This window comes from Actinoplanes sp. NPDC051343, from assembly GCF_044455125.1.
Lineage (GTDB): Bacteria > Actinomycetota > Actinomycetes > Mycobacteriales > Micromonosporaceae > Actinoplanes.
Genome location: NZ_JBITEL010000005.1, coordinates 160,915 through 177,233, shown reverse-complemented (window position 1 = coordinate 177,233; position 16,319 = coordinate 160,915). Strand labels below are relative to the sequence as shown.

The window sequence follows — 16,319 nt, the reverse complement described above, 5'->3', positions numbered from 1 at the left end:
GGGCTGATCGGTAGAGCCAGTAGCGAAGAAGAGGACACATGAGCTGGAGCGACACCGCAGGCGCCCCGAAAGGGCCGGTCGAGAAGGTGCTCTACGAGGTCAAGAAGACCATCGTCGGGCAGGATGCGCTGCTTGAGCGGCTGCTTGTCGCCCTTCTTGCGCGCGGCCACATCCTGGTCGAGGGTGTGCCGGGCCTGGCCAAGACGCTCGCCGTGAAGTCGCTTGCCGAGGCGATCGGCGGGGAGTTCCACCGGGTGCAGTTCACGCCCGACCTGGTGCCCGCCGACATCCTCGGCACCCGGGTTTATCACCAGCCGACCGGTGAGTTCCAGGTGTCGCTCGGCCCGGTCTTCACCAATTTGTTGCTCGCCGATGAGATCAATCGCGCGCCGGCCAAGGTGCAGAGTGCGCTGCTCGAGGTGATGCAGGAGCGGCAGGTCACGATCGGCCGTGAGACGCATAAGGTGCCGGACCCGTTCCTGGTCATGGCGACGCAGAACCCGATCGAGTCGGAGGGTGTCTATCCGCTGCCGGAGGCGCAGGTCGACCGGTTCATGATGAAGGTTGTCGTCGGCTATCCGAGTGCGACCGAGGAGTTCGTGGTCGTCGAGCGGGCGCTCGCCCCGGCCGCCGTCATCCAGCGGATCATCGACCCGGAGAGCCTTATTGTGCTGCAGGCCGAGGCCGACGGCGTCTACGTCGATCCGTCGCTGATCGAGTACGCGGTCACCCTGGCTCATGCCACCCGCGATCCGGCGCGGGCCGGGCTCGGCGACCTGGCGCGTTACGTCACGTTCGGGGCCAGCCCCCGCTCGTCGATCAGTCTCGTGCTGGCGGCGCGGGCTCTCGCGTACATCCGGGGGCGCGAATATGTCGTGCCGGAGGATCTCTCCGATCTGGCTCTTGACGTTTTGAGGCATCGCCTCGTGCTGTCCTACGAGGCACTGTCCGACGAGGTCACGGCCGACGTGATTCTCTCCAGGATTCTGGCGAATCTGCGGGTGCCCGAGCCGGCCGGACGAGGGCGATAGTGGCCACGGCACCCGAGAAGTTGTTGCGGCGCCTGGAGTGGCGGCTGGGCCGCCGCCTCGACGGGCGGCTGCAGGGTGCCTACCGCACAGTCTGGCACGGCGACGGCATCGATTTCACCGATCTCCGGGCCTACGTCCCGGAGGACGACGTACGCCACATCGACTGGAACGTGACCGCCCGCCTCGACGAGCCGTACGTCCGGCAGTACACCGAGGACCGCGAGCTCACGGCCTGGCTGGTCGTCGACCGGTCGGCCTCGATGAGGGTCGGCCGGAAGGCGGGGAAGGAATCGGTCGCGACCGACCTGGCGGTCAGCCTGGGCAGGCTGGTCACGCAAGGGGGCAACCGGGTCGGCGCGATCCTCTTCGACAACGGGCACCACCTGGTCATTCCGCCGCGCACCGGCCGTGATCAGATTCTCCGGATAGCGCGCGAGTTGATCACCCCGAGAGAACCCAAGGCATCCACGACGACGACCGACTTGTCGGCAATGTTCAAACTGGCCGCCACCACGACGGCTCAGAGACGCAGCCTCGTTTTCGTGATGAGCGACTTCATCGCCGAACCCGGCTGGGAACGCCCGCTGGCCATGCTCACGCACCGCCACGAGGTGGTGGCGATCCGCGTGACCGACCCGGCCGAACTCGAACTGCCCGACGTCGGCCTGATCCTGGTCGAGGACGCCGAGACCGGCGAGCAACTTCTCGTCGACACCAGCGACCCGCTGCTGCGGCAACGGCTGGCCGATCAGGTCGGCGCTCGCGAGGCGGAACTCGCCGACGGCATGCGCCGGGCCGGCGTCGACCCGCACCACGTCACGACCGACCACGATCTGCTGGCGGCCCTGGTGGACATGGTCCGCCGCTCGGGACGGAGCCGCCGATGAGCGTCCACTACCCGCTCGTGATCGTCGTCGCGGTGCTGCTCACGGCCGGCGCCGTCGTCGCGTACGTCCTGCTGCAGCGGCGCCGCAGCGCCGCCCTCACCGCTTCCGGCTTCGGTTCCCTCGCCGGCGGGCGGTCACGCCGGGCGGTCATCCGGCGGCATCTGCCGTACGCCCTTCTCCTGGCCGCCCTCCCGATTCTGCTCGTGGGCCTGGCCCGGCCGGAGGCCGAACTGAAGGTGCCCAAGGTCGGCGGCACCGTGATCCTCGCCTTCGACGTCTCCAACAGCATGAAGGCGACCGACGTCAACCCGAGCCGCCTCGCCGCCGCCCAGGCCGCCGCGGCCGACTTCGTGCGGGACCAGCCGTCCGGCGTGGACGTCGGCGTGCTGCTCTTCGGCGACACCGCGCTGCTCACCCAGGCGCCGACCGGCGACCACGACCTGGCGATCGCCGCCGTCAACCGCGCCGAGGCGGGCGGCGGCACCTCGCTCGGCCAGGCGATCCTGGTTTCTCTCGGCACGATCACCGGCAAGCCGGTGGCGCTTCCCAAGGACGGGCAGGCCCCGACCACCGGCAGTCTCGGCTATTTCCCGTCGGCGACGATCGTGATGTTCTCCGACGGGCAGGACACCGGCGGCCCGGACGCCGAGGCCGCCTCCGAGGTCGCGGCCGCCGCCGGGGTCCGCATCCAGACCATCGGTGTCGGCACTCCGCAGGGCGCGACCGTGCAGGTCGACGGCTTCCAGCTGGGCACCGCGCTCGACGCGGCCGAGCTCACGACGGTCGCGCAGACCAGCGGCGGCGCCTACCGTGCGGCCGGCGACGCCGGCGCCGTCGACGCGATCACCAAGTCGATCGACCTGCGGCTGACCACGAAGAAGGAGCCGGTGGAGCTGACCGGGCCGTTCGCGGGGGCGGCGCTGGTGTTCCTGACGCTCGGCGGGCTGCTCGGCACCCGCTGGCACGGAAGGATCGTCTGATGTCGCTCAGCTGGCCGTGGGCGCTGCTCGCGCTGCTGGCCGTGCCGTTGCTGCTGGTGGTGCGCTGGTGGCTCAACCGGCGCCGCAAGCGGGCCGCGATCACCGTCAGCAGCGTGGCCCTGATCCGGGCCGCCCTGCCCGGGCGTACGGCCTGGCGCCGGCGCATCCCGGTCTACCTGTTCCTGGCCGGCCTGCTTCCGCTGGCCGCCGCCCTCGCCCGGCCGCAGGCGACCGTGTCGGTGCCGGCCGACAACACCTCGATCCTGCTCGCCCTCGACGTCTCCGGCTCGATGTGCAGCACCGACGTGCAGCCCAACCGGCTGACCGCGGCGAGCGACGCGGCCCGCAAGTTCGTCAAGGCGCAGAAGGGCGGCACCCGGATCGGCCTGGTCGCGTTCTCCGGCATCGCGGGTCTGCTGGTGCCGCCGACCACCGACCAGGACAAGCTGCTCGACGCGATCGACGGTCTCAAGACGGCCCGCGGCACCGCGATCGGCCAGGGCATCCTGACCTCGATCGACGCGATCGCCGAGATCAACCCGGCGGTCGCCAAGTCGGGCGTCGACCTGGGCGATCAGGCGTCCGGCGGGCCCGGCAACTTCCAGCCGGACACGATCGTGGTGCTGACCGACGGTTCCAACACCACCGGCGTCGACCCGGTGACCGCGGCTCAGCAGGCGGCCGCCCGGCATCTGCGGATCTTCACGATCGGGTTCGGCACCACCAATCCGGCGTCGATGGTCTGCAGCTCCAGCCAGATCGGTGACGACGGCGCGTTCGGGCCGCGCGGGGGCGGGGGTTTCGGCGGGTTCGGTGGCGCCGGCGGCCGGGCCCGGGTCCAGGAGATCGACGAGGACACGCTGCAGAAGGTCGCCGACACGACCGGTGGCCGCTACTTCCGGGCCCAGGACGCGGGCAGGCTCGACGACGTCCTCTCCGGTCTGCCCAGGCAGATCGGGCTGCACCGGGAGCACGTCGAGATCAGTGTCTGGTTCGTACTGGCCGGGGCGCTGTTCGTGTTCGCCGGGGTCGGCTTGTCGCTGTGGTGGAGCCGTGGACCCTCCCTTGATCGACGTTCGTCAAATGCCAATTTGCGCTGACGGGTTCCCTTGAGCACCGATCGTCACTCATGATGATCGAGGGGACACGATGAGTGAACTACGGATACCACCACATGTGTTGACCGAGATCGGCAGCCCGATCCGGGAAAAGCGGCTGTCCGGGGTGGACGAACTCACCCGCATCGCCGCCGGCACCGACCTCCAGCTGGCCGCGGCCGCCCGGGCGGTGCTGCAGCGGATGACCGAGGACGACAGTCGCAGCGTGGCCGCCTCGGCCGCCGCCTCACTCGAGCGCACGGCCGTCCGCCTCAATCCCGACCGCATCGACTTCGGCCAGGTCACACCCGAGACCCCGCAGCTCGCCGCCGAGGTGTCGGTCGAGGGGCCGCCGCTCGCCGTCGCGGCCGCCACCCTGACCGTCTCCGGTCCCGGCCTGCGGGCCATGCTCGACGGCCGCCGGCTGCACATCGTGTGGCAGCCACGATCCGACTGGCTCGACGGCTCGGTCACCGTCCGCGGCCCGGCCGGCTGGGCCGACGTCCGGGTCACCGGCCAGATCGCGTCCGGTCCGATGTCGACCACCGCGGTCGAGGCCCGGCTGCGTGCGGTCGACTCGCTCGGCGTTCTGCGTACACCTCAGGTGACCGTGCTGCCCGCCGTCGCCGCGCCCGTCCGGCGGCGCCGCCGGGCCGGCACCGCGGTGCTCGCCGGCGCGCTGGTCGCCCTGGTCGTGCTCGGCGGTGCGGGCGTCGCGATGGCCCTGACGATGCGCGACAAGGGCAGTCCCGCGCCGGTCGCCGCGGCACCGCGGATCCCGGCCCCGGTCTCGGCCGTGCCCACCACGCAACCGGGGCCCAGCGCGGTCGCCCGGGAGCCGCTGGCCAAGCGCATCGCCAGCGTCGACAAGCCGGCCGTCGCCGGCACGATCAAGGTCGGCAACGAGCCCGAGGGCCTGGTCGTCTCGCCCGACGGCCGCACGGTCTACGTGGCGGACCAGAGCGCACACGTCCTCTCCGTCGTCGACGTCGGCACCCGCAAAGTGACCTCGGTGAAGCTGCGCAACACGCCGCGGTTCGTCACCACCTCGCGCGACGGCAAGCTGGTCTTCGTGTCGATGTACGAGACGAACCTGACCGGCAGCGGAGTGGCCGTCATCGACGCGGCGAGCCACAAGGTGCTGCGCAACCTGACCACCGGCACCCAGCCGTACGCTCTATCGATCGGCCCGGACGGCAAACTCTGGGTGCCGATCCACAGCGCCGGACGGGTCGAGATCTACGACCCCGGCACGATGAAGGCGAACGGCCGCATCCAGACCCCACCCAACCCGCACTCCGTCGGCTTCTCGTCCGATCTGATGCGCGCGTTCACCCCGGACCACGAGTCCAACGTGGTCTCGGCCATCGACATGGACACCGGCAAGGTCATCAAGTCGGTGCCGGTCAGCAACGCCCCGCACAGCCTGGCCGTCTCGCCCGACGGGCGCCGGGTGCTGGTCGCCGCGTTCGGGGCGAACGCCGCCAACCTGATCGACGCGTCCACGCTCAAACGGACCGGACCGTTCCCGGTCGGCAAGGAGCCGCAGAGTGCCTCCTTCTCGGCCGACGGCGAGCACGGCTACATCGTCAACGAGGGCGACAACACGGTCTCGGTGCTCGACGGGCACACCGGCAAGGTCACGGCCACGGTGAAGGTCGGGCACAGTCCCCGCTACCTCGCGGTGTCGCCGGACGGCCGCTCGGCCTACGTCTCCAACGGCCAGGACGACACGATCTCGGTGCTGCGGGTGGGGGAGTGAGCCGGCGACCGGTCGGCTCGGCCGGCGAGGTCCTGATCTCAGGGCTGTTCGAGGAGCACGGGGCGGCGCTGGTGGCGTACGCCTCGAGGCTGACCGGCGATCGGGCCGGCGGCGAGTCGGTGGTCCGCGAGACTCTCCTGCGGGCCTGGTCCGACCCGCGGTCGACGGCCGATGCGGGCACCGCCCGCGCCCATCTGTTCGCGGTCGTGCGCCGGGTGGTCGCCGAGCGCCGGGGCGAGGTGGCCGAGGACGGTCCGGTGGTCGACTCGACGGCCGTGCTCGGGGCGGTGCGCACGCTGCCGCCGGAGCAGCGCGAGGTGCTGCTCGCGGTGTACTTCCAGGGACGTGACGTGTCGTCGACCGCGGCCGAGCTGGGCGTTTCCGAGGCGACGGTCAAGGTGCGGGTGTCGTCGGCGCTGCGGCGGCTGCGGGACGTGCTGGGCGGTTCGCCGGTGCCGCTGGTCCTCGCCGAGGAGGCCGGGCCGTGAGCGGGCACGAGAACGAGCTGCTCGGGGCGTACGTCCTGGGGATACTCGACGGCGAGGAATGGGCCACCGTCCACTCGCATCTGGACAGCTGCGCGGCTTGCCGCCGGGAGGCCGGCGACCTGCGCGAGATGGAGGCGGCGCTGGGCGAGATCCCGCCCGAGGCGCTGATCGACGGCCCTCCTCCGGAGGGTTCCGGCCTGCTGCAACTCACGCTTGCAGAGGTACGGGGTGAGCACCGCCGCCGTGGATATCTCTGGGCTCTCGCGGCCGTGGCGGTCTTCGTCGTCGCGCTGGCCGGCGGCATATCGGCCGGCCGGCTGACGTCTCCGGACCCGGTCGCCGCGGCGCCTCCGGCCTCCTCCGCGGCGCAGGTGGGCTCCCCCGCGGGGCCGGCGGGCTCTTCCGCGGTGCCGGCGGGCTCTTCCGCGGTGCCGGTGGCCGCGACCGACCCGCAGACCGGCGTCTCGATGACTGTCGCCCTGACGCCCGCCACGGGGTGGGTCCGCCTGCACGCGACCCTCTCCGGTGTGCCGGCGGGCTCGCAGTGCCGCATCTTCGTGGTCTCGGCCGACGGCGCCCGGCAGCAGGCCGCGTCGTGGCTGGCCGCCGCGGAGTCGATGACGGTGGACGGCTCGGCGCTGATGGCCCCGGCCGACGTGACCTCGGTGCAGGCCGAAACGTATGCCGGACAGATTCTCGTCGCGGTTCCCGTCTGATCAGGACTATCGATCAAGTCACCGACATGCATATTATCGCTGTGTGATTGGTCGGTATACCCAGCGTCACTCCGCGGCGGGGCGGCGGTCATGACCTCCGCCGGCTGGATCGCGCTGGCGATCACCATCTTCGGCGCCTTCGCGTACGCGGCGGCGTCGATCCTCCAGGCCGTCGGCGCCCGCCGCAGCACCGGCACCGTGCAGACCCTGGGCCATCCGCTCTACATCGTCGGCACCGTCTGCGACCTGCTCGCGTGGGCCGGCTCGATGGTCGCCCTCCGCGAGCTCGCGGTCTATCTGGTCGAATCGGTGCTGGCCGGCTCGCTCGCCATCACCGTCGTCGCCGCCCGCATCTTCCTCGCCTCCCGGCTGCGCCGGCGCGACGCGGCCGCCATCGTGGTCACCGTCGCCGCCCTGACCGTCCTGGCGATGTCGGCCGGACCGCAGGAGGCCGTCGTCGCCTCACCCCAGCTGCGCATCGGTTTCTGCATCGCGGCGGTCGCGACCGCCCTGATCGGCTGGGTCTCCACCAAGGTCACCGGGCCGGGCGTCGCCGCCGGCCTGGCCGGGCTCGCCCTCGGAGCTGCCGCCCTCTGCGGGCGGGCCCTCGCCCTCCCGCCGGACGCCTCCGCGCACCCGCTGTCGGCCGTGCTGGCCGTCGTGACCGAGCCGGTGACCGGGGCGCTGGTCGTCTTCGCGGGCACCGGCATGCTGCTCTACGCCAGCGCCCTGCAACGCGGCCAGGTCGGCCCGGTCACCGCCGTCCTCTGGATCGCCGAGGTCATCGTCCCGTCGGCGATGGCCCTGCTCATGCTCGGCGACACCGTGCGCCCCGGCTGGGCCCTGCCGGCCACGATCGCCGGCCTGGTGACGGTCTTCGCGGCCGTGCTGCTGGCCCGCGCGCCGGCCAGCAACGACACCGCGGTGCCGTCGGCCGAGGGTGCACCGCCGCCCCCGCCGGTCCGGCCGCCCGCCCCGATCCCGGTCACCCCGAGGCTGTCCCGTGGCGACGAGCGCATCATCTGGTGGGGACCGCCGCCGGTCTGGGTGCCGCCGTCCCGCCCCCAGCCCTCGGTACAGGGCCGCCCGGCGGCCGCCTCGCTCACCTCGGCACCGGGCCACGCCGAGCCGCACTGGCGTCCGCCCCGCCCGGCCGACGCCGACACGGTCACGGCACCCCGGGCAGCCCAGCCGCGCTGGGTCACCGAGGAGGACCAGCCCGACTCCAAGGCGGTACCCCGGCCACGCTGGATGTCCGAACTGGACGACGCCGACATCGAGGCCGCGTTCGCGCCCGGCTGGACGGCGGAATCGCGCTGGCTGTCCGAACCGGACGACGAGGTGGCCGGCGAGACCATGTCTCCGCCGCCCGAGTGGCCTCCACGCCGCCCGGCGTCGATGACCACACCCGTGGAACGCTCGGCGGCACCCCGGTCACCCTGGCACGACCTGTAGCCTCCGCCGCGGCCGACCGCACGGTCAGGACGGGCCGAGACCCGACTGGATGTCGATCAGCGCGACGTCGGGGCCGGAACGCCGGATCAGTTCGATGCCGGCCCGCCCGTCGGTGGCCTCCCCGACCAGTTCGGTGTCGGGCTCGACGGCCGGCAGGGCCCGCACGCCCATGCGTACGAGCGGCTGGTCGTCGACCACCACCACCCGGATCGGTGTCACGCGAGCTCCCCCAACGGCAACACGGCGTCGACCGTGTAACCCGGTCCCGGGCCGGAAGCGGCGGTCAGCAGACCCCCGAGGGCCTGCGCCTGGGCCCGGATGCCGGCGATTCCCGAGCCGCCGGACGTCGCCGGCGGCTGCGACGGTACGCCCAGTGCCCGCCCCGCATCGGCGACCGTCAGATGCAGCATGCCCGACGACACCGCCATCGTGATGTCGACCGACGTGGTGCCCGCGTGCCGCAGCACGTTGGTCAGCGACTCCTGGATGATCCGGTAGGCGGCCGCGCCCACCGGTTCGGGCACCGGAGGCGGATCCGGCAGCCGCACCGTCAGGCCGCCCGCCCGCACCCGTTCGATCAGCCGAGGCAGGTCGGCGAGGCCGGCCGCCGGGCCCCGTGAGGTGCCGCGGAGCGTGTCGAGCTGGGCCCGCAGGTTTTCCAGCGACTCCCGGCTGCAGCCGCTCGTCGGCGACGGCCCGGCGGGCCTGCTCGGCGCGTACGCGAGCGGCCGACTCCCGGCCGATCCGCACCGCCGTGCCCACCGCCAGGGCCCCGGAGCCGATCGCCAGCCAGGCGAAGCTCAGCCAGGCCCCGCCGACCGCGCCGATCGGTGGGTCGGACCGCGACTCCTTGAGGAAGAACGCGCCGAGCAGCGCCACCATCCAGACCGTCCCGGCCGCCGTCGCGCGGCGCAACGGCCAGCGGGCGGCGGCGTTGCCGAGAACGACCGGCGCGGTGAGGATGATCGGCCCGTACGGATAACCGGCCGCGGGATAGGCGGCCGGCGCGACCCCGGTGACCGCGAGGCTCCAACCCGGCCGACGGCGCAGCGCCACCCCGGTCACGGCGGCGAGCACCAGCAGGTAGGCCAGCGCGTCCGGGGCGCGGGTGGTCGCCGGCTGGTTGTGGCCGGCCGGGCCGGTGCCACCGAGCCCGACCACAAGCAGCGGCAGGACGATCGCAAGGTCGACCCATCGGCGCCGGTTCACCCACCACCGTAGGACGCGCCGGGACATCCGGCGTCCCGGTGCGCGCGTACGTCGCGTACGCGAATCCGCGTAGGCGAAAGGCCGCCGTGCCGCGGACGCGGCGGAAGCCGCCCGGCGGCAGCCTGGGCACCATGACGACTTCAGTAGTCGAAACGCACGATCTGAGCCGGCGGTACGGCGACCGGGTCGCCGTCGACCGGGTCAACCTGACCGTCCGGCGCGGCGAGGTCTACGGCTTCCTCGGCCCGAACGGCGCCGGCAAGACCACCACCCTGCGGATGCTGCTCGGACTGGTGAAACCGACCGGTGGCCGCGCCACGGTGCTCGGCGGCGAGCCGGGCCGCCCCGAGGTCGCCCGGCGGGTGGGCGCCCTCGTCGAGGGCCCGGGCTTCTTCCCCTACCTCAGCGGACGCGACAACCTGCGGGTGCTGACCCGCTATCGAGGGCTGCCCGACGCGGCCGCCGACGCGGTGCTCGATCGGGTCGATCTTCGGGACCGGGCGCGCGACCGGTTCAGGTCCTATTCGCTCGGCATGAAGCAGCGGCTCGGCGTGGCGGCCGCCCTGCTCGGCGACCCGGACCTGCTGATACTCGACGAGCCGACCAACGGGCTCGACCCGGCGGGGGTGGCCGAGATGCGTACGCTCGTCGCCGCGCTCGCCGCGGCCGGCCAGACCGTGCTGCTTTCCAGCCATCTGCTCGGCGAGGTGCAGGAGATCTGCCATCGGGTCGCCGTGATCAGTGCCGGCCGGCTGGTCACCGAGGCACCGGTGGCGGAACTGCTCGGTGCCGGTGGCGGGCTGCTGGTGCGGGCCGAGCCCATCGACGTGGTGCTCGCGGTCGGCATGCGGATGGCCGGCGACGACGCGGTCACCGTCGCCGACGACCGGGTGCATCTGCGCCTGGATACCGCCCGCGCCCCGGACCTGGTCCGCGAACTGGTGCTGGCGGGCGCCGGCGTGTTGGAGATCCGTCCGGCGGAACGCTCGCTGGAAGAGGCCTTTCTCGAGCTCACGGAGGCAGCATGAGGGCCGACCTGCTGCGCCTGAGCAGGTGGCCGGCCGCCTGGGCCATGCTCGGGGTCTGGCTGCTGCTCAACGGGCTCTTCAGCTTTCTGTTCCCCTACCTGTCCTATCGCAGCGGCGCGAGCGGCTTCTCCACCGAGGGCGTGAGCCGGGCCCAGCTGCTGTCGTCCATGCTGCCGGCTCAGCTCCCGGTCACGCTGGTCAGCGGTACGCCGATGTTCGGCGGCGCGATCCTGCTGATCCTGGGCGCGCTGGCCGCCGGGTCGGGCTACTCCTGGGGCACCTGGAAGACCGTGCTCACCCAGGGCCGCACCCGCCTGCAGGTGGTCCGCGGCCTGTTCCAGGCCCTGGCCGTCGCGGTGGTCGCCTTCGTGGTGCTGACCGTCGTCTTCGATCTCGCGCTGTCCCTGGTCGTGGCGTGGTCGGAGGGCCAGGCGGCGACGCTGCCGGGCGGCCGGGCGCTGCTCGAGGCGTTCGGCGCGACGCTGCTCATCTGTGCGGTGTGGACCTCGGGCGGCGTCTTCATCGGGCTGCTCGCCCGAGGACCCGCCCTGGCCGTCGGCCTCGGGCTGGTCTGGGCGCTGGCGGTGGAGAACCTGCTGCGCGGCGTCGCCGGCCCGCTCGACTGGCTGCGCCCGGTCACCGACCACCTGCCGGGCAGCGCGGCCGGTTCGCTGGCCGCCGCGGTGGGTGCCGCGCCGGCCGGTGGCCCGGACGGCACGCCCGGCGTGGTGACGTCGCTGACCGGCTCGGCCGCCGTGCTCACCGCCGCGCTCTATCTGGTCGCCTTCGTCGCCCTCGCGGCGACCCTGCTACGCCGCCGCGACGTGACCTAGAGGCGCGGTGGGCCGTCGGGCCAGGTGGGGCGGCGCCGGGTTGATCGTCCGCTCGATCTCGATCGCGTGCCACAGGCAGAACATCGCGACCGCCCACACCTTCCGGGAGTGGTCGGCCAAGCCCGCCCGGTGGTCGGCCAGCAGCCGCTGGACGTAGTTGAGGTCGAGCAGATGCCCGGCCCCCGAGTCGGCGAACAGGCCGCCGATCCAGTCGCCAATCGCGCCCTTCAGCCACACCCGGGTCGGGGTGGGGAAACCCAGCTTGGGCCGGTCGCGGATCGACTCGGGAACGATGCCGCGCATCGCCTCGCGCAGGGCCGCCTTGGTCGTACGCTGGTGGGCCGGCAGCTTCATCCCGGTCGGCAGCCCGGCCGCGGCCGCATAGACGGCCGGGTCGAGGAACGGCACCCGCAGCTCCAGCGAGTGGGCCATCGACATGCGGTCGGCCTTGGTGAGGATGTCGCCGGGCAGCCACGTGTGCAGGTCGACGTACTGCATCGACGCCGAGTCGTCGACGTCGGCGGTCTCGGCGTACAGATGGGCCGTGACCGCCGTGTGCGGCTCGGCGGTGAATCGCATGATCTGGGCCTTCTCGGCCGGGGAGAAGATGCGCGCGTTGCCGTAGTAGCGCTCCTCGATCGGCGTCGTGCCGCGTTCGAGGAAACTGCGGCCGCGCATGCCCTCCGGCATGACGTGGGACAGGCCGCGCAGGCCCCGTTTCATGCCGGTCGGCAGCCGGTTGATGCCGGCCAGCGACATCGGCTCGCGATAGATCGTGTAGCCGCCGAACAGCTCGTCCGACCCCTCGCCGGACAGCGCCACCGTGACGTAGCGGGCGGCGGTCTGCGCCACGAAGTAGAGCGGGATCAGCGACGGGTCGCCCATCGGGTCGTCGAGCAGGTGCACGATGCGCGGCAGCTGGAGGATGACGTCGTCCTCGGTGATCGGCGCCGGGACGAGTTCGACACCGAGCTGGTTGGCCGTGTCCTGGGCGATGTCCAGCTCGGAGTAGCCGTCCTCCGCGAACGCGGCGGTGAACACCCGCAGGTTGGGCACCTCCTGGCGGGCGATCGCCACGATCGCGGTCGAGTCGATGCCGCTCGACAGGAACGCGCCGACCGGCACGTCGGCCTGCAGGTGGGCCCGCACGCTGTCGCGCAGCGCCCACCGGATGTGCTCGTGGGCCTCGTCGGCGGGCCGGTGCAGCGGCCGCAGCGACGGGCGGAAGTAGCGCTCCTGCCGCACGCCGCCGCCCGGGGTCCAGGTCAGCCGGTGCCCGGGTGGCAGCCGCTTCACCTGCTGGTGCAGCGTCAGCGGGTCGGGCACGAACTGGAAGCTGAGATAGTGGGCCAGCGCATCGGTGTCGAGCGCGGCCGCCGCGTTGCCGCTGAACGCCTCCAGCGCCTTCCGCTCGCTGGCCAGGAAGATCCCGTCCATGGTCTCGAGCAGATAGAGCGGCTTGATCCCGAACGGGTCGCGGGCGGCGTGCAGGGTGCCGGTCCAGTGGTCGTAGGCGACGAACGCGAACATCCCGCGCAGCCGGGGCAGCGCGGCCGCACCCCAGTGGTGCAGGGCCGCCGCCAGCACCTCGGCGTCGCCGTCGGTCGAGAACACGGCGCCGTGCTCGCGGATCAGCTCGGCCCGCAGCTGCCGGTAGTTGTAGATCTCGCCGTTGCAGACGACGGTCCACCGGCCGGAATCGGCGGGATAGTGCACCGGCTGGGCGCTGCCCGCGCGGTCGATGATGGCGAGCCGCTTGAAGCCGAAGGCGATCCCGCCGGCGTACTCGACGACGGTGTCGTCCGGGCCGCGGTGGTGCATCGTCTCCAGCGCCGACGAGAACGCCGCGATCGTGCCGGGGTCCGGCGCACCGGCCTGGGGGCGGCTGCTGACGAAAACACTGAGACCACACATGCGGCGGAACGTACGACCGGGCTTGTGAGGAACCTGTGCGGAAGTCGTCGAGATCCGGGCGCCCATCGAAATCCGAGCGGTTCTTCACCGGATCCCAACAATGTTTGACCAGCTGAGCCAGAATCGCGACGTGACTGCACGTATTCTCGTGGCCGACGATGATCCCAAGCACGCGCAGCTCATCAAGCTTTATCTCGAGCGTGAGGGGCACCAGGTTCTCACCGTCGGTGACGGTCGGGCCGCTCTGGAGCAGGCCCGCGCGCGCCGGCCCGATCTGATCCTGCTCGACGTGATGATGCCGATCGTCGACGGCCTGGACGTCTGCCGCATCTTGCGCGCCGAGTCGAACGTGGCAATTCTGCTGGTCACGGCCCGTTCCTCGGAGAACGACATGCTGCTCGGGCTCGACATCGGGGCCGACGACTACCTGAGCAAGCCGGTGAGCCCGCGGGAGCTGACTGCACGCGTACGGGCTCTGCTGCGCCGGACCGGCGCATCCGAGGGACCCACCGCGGTGGTGAAGGTCGGCGACCTCGAGGTCGACCCGGGCCGGTTCGAGGCGCGGATCCGCGGCGTCGCGGTCAACCTGACCGCCAAGGAGTTCGGCATCATCGAACTGCTGGCCGGCGAGCCGGGCCGGGTGTTCACCCGCGGCCAGATCATCGACAAGACGTTCGGCTTCGAACACGACGTCTCCGAGCGGACGGTCGACGCGCACGTGGTCAACCTCCGCCGCAAGATCGAGGACAATCCGGCCGAGCCGCGCTACGTGCAGACGGTGTACGGCCGGGGCTACCGGATGGCCGAGCATTGAGTTTCCGCCTGCGGATCTTCGTGCTGGTCATGGTCGTGGCGGTGACCGCGATCGGCGCCACCGCGTGGCTCACCCTCCGGCTCACCCAGCGGGAGTTGACGCAGGCCGCCCGGGCGGCCGCCGACCACCAGAACGACATCGTCGGCGCGGTGCAGGACTACGGCCTGCGGCACGGCTACTGGCCCGGGGTCGACCGGGTGGTGGCCGCGCAGTCCGACCGGACCCGGCTGCACATCCAGTTGCGTTCGGCGGACAGCGAGATAGTGGCCGACTCGGACAACATCGACCACAAGGCCTCCGGTCCGGTGCGAGGCGCGCTCGGCATCGACCCCCGGCCCACCCTCGACCCGTCGATTCTCAAGGCGCCGTTCCGGCCCGGATCCGCGGAGGAGAAACTCCTCCCCGGCAACATGGGCCGGCTGCTGAACGGCCTGTTCGGACCGGCGCCGAAAGACCCCGTCCTGAGTGGACCGGGCGCGCTGATGATCCGGCAGGTCGCCCAATATCGGGCGGCGCTGACCGCGGCCCGCTGCATCGGCCGGCAGACCAACACCGACACCGGGCTGCAGACAACCGCAGCGCCCTACCTGACCCCGGCCCAGATCTCCGGCCATTCGGCCTGCGTCGCGCAGGCGGTCACCTCGGTACGCGACGACCAGGGCTGGTTCTCCTACATCCTGTTCAACTACCGGGCGTGCGTACCGCCCGGTTCCGTCGGCGAGCGGAAACCCGGCTGCCTGCAAGCCGCCTTCACCAACGCGGTGACCAGCATCTCGGCGGTGCCGCTGCAGCTCTTCCTGGGCACCCGCAACGAACTGAACCTCTCCGAACTGGGCCGGCCGGCCGCGTTCGGGGCGGCCGGGCTGATCGTGGTGGCGGTGCTCGGCACGGCCCTGATCGCCCGCCGGTTCAGCCGCCCGGTGCGCCGCCTCACCATGGCGTCGGTGCTGCTGGCGGGCGGCCATTTCAACATCCGGGTGCCGGTGCGCGGGCGCAGCGAACTGGACCGGCTCACCGAGTCGTTCAACAGCATGGCCGAGGCGGTGCAGCGCAGCGAGGAAAGACAGCGCCGGCTCATCGCCGACGTCGCGCACGAGATGCGTACGCCGTTGTCGAACCTCCGCGGCTACCTGGAAGGGCTGTCCGACGGTGTGGTCGAGCCAAGCCGCGAACTGTTCGCCTCGCTGCACGAGGAAACGCTGCTGCAGAACCGCATCCTGGACGACCTGCAGGTGCTCGCGCAGGCCGAGGCGGGCCACCTCAACTACGCCCGGTCGGCCACCGACCTGGCCGACCTGGTCTCGACCGGTGCGACCGCCCACCGCGCGGTCGCCGCCGAGGCCGGCATCGCCCTGACCGTCGACGCACCCCACCCGGTCTGGGTCCAGGCCGACTCCGACCGCATCCGCCAGGTGCTGGGCAACCTGCTCAGCAACGCGATCCGCTACACCGACGAGGGCGGCCACGTGCTGCTCAAGGTGCGGGCGGAGAACGGCGAGGCCGCGCTGACCGTACAGGACACCGGGGTCGGCATCGCCCCGGGCGACCTGCCCCACGTCTTCGACCGCTTCTGGCGCGCCGACCCGGCCCGCCAGCGCGCCACCGGCGGCACCGGCCTGGGCCTGACGATCGCCCACCGCATAGTCACCGACCACGGCGGCCGCATCGACGCGACCAGCCGCCCCCACATCGGCACCGCCTTCATCGTCCGCCTGCCCCTGACCGCTCCCGGGCTGGATCCTGGTATGACATCTGGGACGATCTGATCGAGGACCTTGCCGACCCCGAATTCCTGCGCGCCTACGTGGTGGAATCGGTGCGCATCGCCACGGTCGACCGCATCATGAACCAGCTTGACGACGCCCGCGTCGCGGCCGGCCTCTCCAAGGCGGCTCTGTGCGCACCAATTCGTCGGACGATCTCCGCTGCGCCTGAGCCGCGTCAGACGACGGGCCTTCGTCCCCCAAAGCCCTGGACCGCTTGATAGTCGGCGTCCGAGAAGGCAGTGCGCCACGGCTTGCTGAGCCCGGTGACGACTACCAGCCAAGGTCGGCGGGCACCCGCCGCATCCAGGTCTACAGGCGATGCTGATTCGCCGGTGGCCG

16 protein-coding genes are annotated in these 16,319 nt (G+C 72.0%); 13 read left to right on the top strand and 3 right to left on the bottom strand.

From position 1 onward, the window contains the following. The first annotated feature begins 38 nt into the window (after window positions 1-38). From ACIA5C_RS18320 to ACIA5C_RS18285, 8 genes are all read left to right on the top strand, one after another. Entirely contained in the window at window positions 39-1,031 is a 993-nt protein-coding gene (locus ACIA5C_RS18320) for an AAA family ATPase (protein ID WP_396055980.1), read from the top strand. Further along, window positions 1,031-1,918, top strand: a complete 888-nt coding sequence (locus ACIA5C_RS18315) for a DUF58 domain-containing protein (RefSeq protein WP_396055977.1) — start codon at window positions 1,031-1,033, stop codon at window positions 1,916-1,918. The genes ACIA5C_RS18320 and ACIA5C_RS18315 overlap by 1 nt, the downstream gene beginning before the upstream one ends. Continuing rightward, entirely contained in the window at window positions 1,915-2,898 is a 984-nt protein-coding gene (locus ACIA5C_RS18310) for a VWA domain-containing protein (protein ID WP_396055975.1), read from the top strand. Before ACIA5C_RS18315 ends, ACIA5C_RS18310 begins: the two co-directional genes overlap by 4 nt. Continuing rightward, on the top strand, window positions 2,898-3,998 hold the full coding sequence (locus ACIA5C_RS18305; RefSeq protein WP_396055973.1) for a VWA domain-containing protein: 1,101 nt from the start codon (window positions 2,898-2,900) through the stop codon (window positions 3,996-3,998). The genes ACIA5C_RS18310 and ACIA5C_RS18305 overlap by 1 nt, the downstream gene beginning before the upstream one ends. A gap of 49 nt (window positions 3,999-4,047) precedes the next feature. Next, entirely contained in the window at window positions 4,048-5,757 is a 1,710-nt protein-coding gene (locus ACIA5C_RS18300) for a YncE family protein (RefSeq protein WP_396055971.1), read from the top strand. After that, window positions 5,754-6,245, top strand: coding sequence for a sigma factor-like helix-turn-helix DNA-binding protein (locus tag ACIA5C_RS18295; protein WP_396055969.1), 492 nt, complete (start codon window positions 5,754-5,756; stop codon window positions 6,243-6,245). Before ACIA5C_RS18300 ends, ACIA5C_RS18295 begins: the two co-directional genes overlap by 4 nt. After that, complete coding sequence (locus tag ACIA5C_RS18290; protein ID WP_396055967.1) at window positions 6,242-6,961, top strand: anti-sigma factor family protein; 720 nt, start codon at window positions 6,242-6,244, stop codon at window positions 6,959-6,961. The genes ACIA5C_RS18295 and ACIA5C_RS18290 overlap by 4 nt, the downstream gene beginning before the upstream one ends. Before the next feature lie 90 nt (window positions 6,962-7,051). Beyond that, window positions 7,052-8,416, top strand: coding sequence for a hypothetical protein (locus ACIA5C_RS18285; protein ID WP_396055965.1), 1,365 nt, complete (start codon window positions 7,052-7,054; stop codon window positions 8,414-8,416). Between the two features lie 24 nt (window positions 8,417-8,440). Here the strand turns inward: ACIA5C_RS18285 and ACIA5C_RS18280 are convergent, their stop codons facing one another. Together ACIA5C_RS18280 and ACIA5C_RS18275 are read right to left on the bottom strand one after the other, a co-directional pair. Further along, window positions 8,441-8,635, bottom strand: coding sequence for a response regulator transcription factor (locus ACIA5C_RS18280; RefSeq protein WP_396055963.1), 195 nt, complete (start codon window positions 8,633-8,635; stop codon window positions 8,441-8,443). Further along, window positions 8,632-8,940: a sensor histidine kinase gene (locus ACIA5C_RS18275; protein WP_396055961.1), complete on the bottom strand. Its 309-nt coding sequence runs from the start codon at window positions 8,938-8,940 to the stop codon at window positions 8,632-8,634. The genes ACIA5C_RS18280 and ACIA5C_RS18275 overlap by 4 nt, the downstream gene beginning before the upstream one ends. Window positions 8,941-9,170: 230 nt before the next feature. On the opposite strand from ACIA5C_RS18275, the gene ACIA5C_RS18270 reads away from it, so the two are divergent. The 3 genes from ACIA5C_RS18270 (at window position 9,171) to ACIA5C_RS18260 (ending at window position 11,486) form a co-directional block, all read left to right on the top strand. Beyond that, window positions 9,171-9,398, top strand: a complete 228-nt coding sequence (locus ACIA5C_RS18270) for a hypothetical protein (protein WP_396055959.1) — start codon at window positions 9,171-9,173, stop codon at window positions 9,396-9,398. Window positions 9,399-9,756: 358 nt separating this feature from the next. Further along, the gene (locus ACIA5C_RS18265; RefSeq protein WP_396055957.1) at window positions 9,757-10,653 is read left to right on the top strand and encodes an ABC transporter ATP-binding protein; all 897 of its coding nucleotides are present in this window, start codon (window positions 9,757-9,759) and stop codon (window positions 10,651-10,653) included. Next, window positions 10,650-11,486, top strand: a complete 837-nt coding sequence (locus ACIA5C_RS18260; RefSeq protein WP_396055955.1) for an ABC transporter permease — start codon at window positions 10,650-10,652, stop codon at window positions 11,484-11,486. Before ACIA5C_RS18265 ends, ACIA5C_RS18260 begins: the two co-directional genes overlap by 4 nt. Here the strand turns inward: ACIA5C_RS18260 and asnB are convergent. Next, window positions 11,463-13,400, bottom strand: a complete 1,938-nt coding sequence (gene asnB / locus ACIA5C_RS18255; protein WP_396055953.1) for an asparagine synthase (glutamine-hydrolyzing) — start codon at window positions 13,398-13,400, stop codon at window positions 11,463-11,465. The genes ACIA5C_RS18260 and asnB overlap by 24 nt on opposite strands. Window positions 13,401-13,500: 100 nt before the next feature. On the opposite strand from asnB, the gene ACIA5C_RS18250 reads away from it, so the two are divergent. Together ACIA5C_RS18250 and ACIA5C_RS18245 are read left to right on the top strand one after the other, a co-directional pair. Then, complete coding sequence (locus tag ACIA5C_RS18250; protein WP_396055951.1) at window positions 13,501-14,214, top strand: response regulator transcription factor; 714 nt, start codon at window positions 13,501-13,503, stop codon at window positions 14,212-14,214. Continuing rightward, the gene (locus ACIA5C_RS18245; RefSeq protein WP_396055949.1) at window positions 14,211-15,980 is read left to right on the top strand and encodes a sensor histidine kinase; all 1,770 of its coding nucleotides are present in this window, start codon (window positions 14,211-14,213) and stop codon (window positions 15,978-15,980) included. The genes ACIA5C_RS18250 and ACIA5C_RS18245 overlap by 4 nt, the downstream gene beginning before the upstream one ends. Window positions 15,981-16,319: the final 339 nt, after the last annotated feature.

Excerpts from the sequence above, each read along its gene's own strand:
- ACIA5C_RS18265 (WP_396055957.1), top strand. The coding sequence starts at position 9,757 with ATGACGACTTCAGTAGTCGAAACGCACGATCTGAGCCGGCGGTACGGC.
- ACIA5C_RS18250 (WP_396055951.1), top strand. The coding sequence starts at position 13,501 with ATGTTTGACCAGCTGAGCCAGAATCGCGACGTGACTGCACGTATTCTC.
- ACIA5C_RS18285 (WP_396055965.1), top strand. The coding sequence starts at position 7,052 with ATGACCTCCGCCGGCTGGATCGCGCTGGCGATCACCATCTTCGGCGCC.
- ACIA5C_RS18300 (WP_396055971.1), top strand. The coding sequence starts at position 4,048 with ATGAGTGAACTACGGATACCACCACATGTGTTGACCGAGATCGGCAGC.
- ACIA5C_RS18320 (WP_396055980.1), top strand. The coding sequence starts at position 39 with ATGAGCTGGAGCGACACCGCAGGCGCCCCGAAAGGGCCGGTCGAGAAG.
- ACIA5C_RS18305 (WP_396055973.1), top strand. The coding sequence starts at position 2,898 with ATGTCGCTCAGCTGGCCGTGGGCGCTGCTCGCGCTGCTGGCCGTGCCG.
- ACIA5C_RS18260 (WP_396055955.1), top strand. The coding sequence starts at position 10,650 with ATGAGGGCCGACCTGCTGCGCCTGAGCAGGTGGCCGGCCGCCTGGGCC.
- ACIA5C_RS18310 (WP_396055975.1), top strand. The coding sequence starts at position 1,915 with ATGAGCGTCCACTACCCGCTCGTGATCGTCGTCGCGGTGCTGCTCACG.
- asnB (WP_396055953.1), bottom strand. The coding sequence starts at position 13,400 with ATGTGTGGTCTCAGTGTTTTCGTCAGCAGCCGCCCCCAGGCCGGTGCG.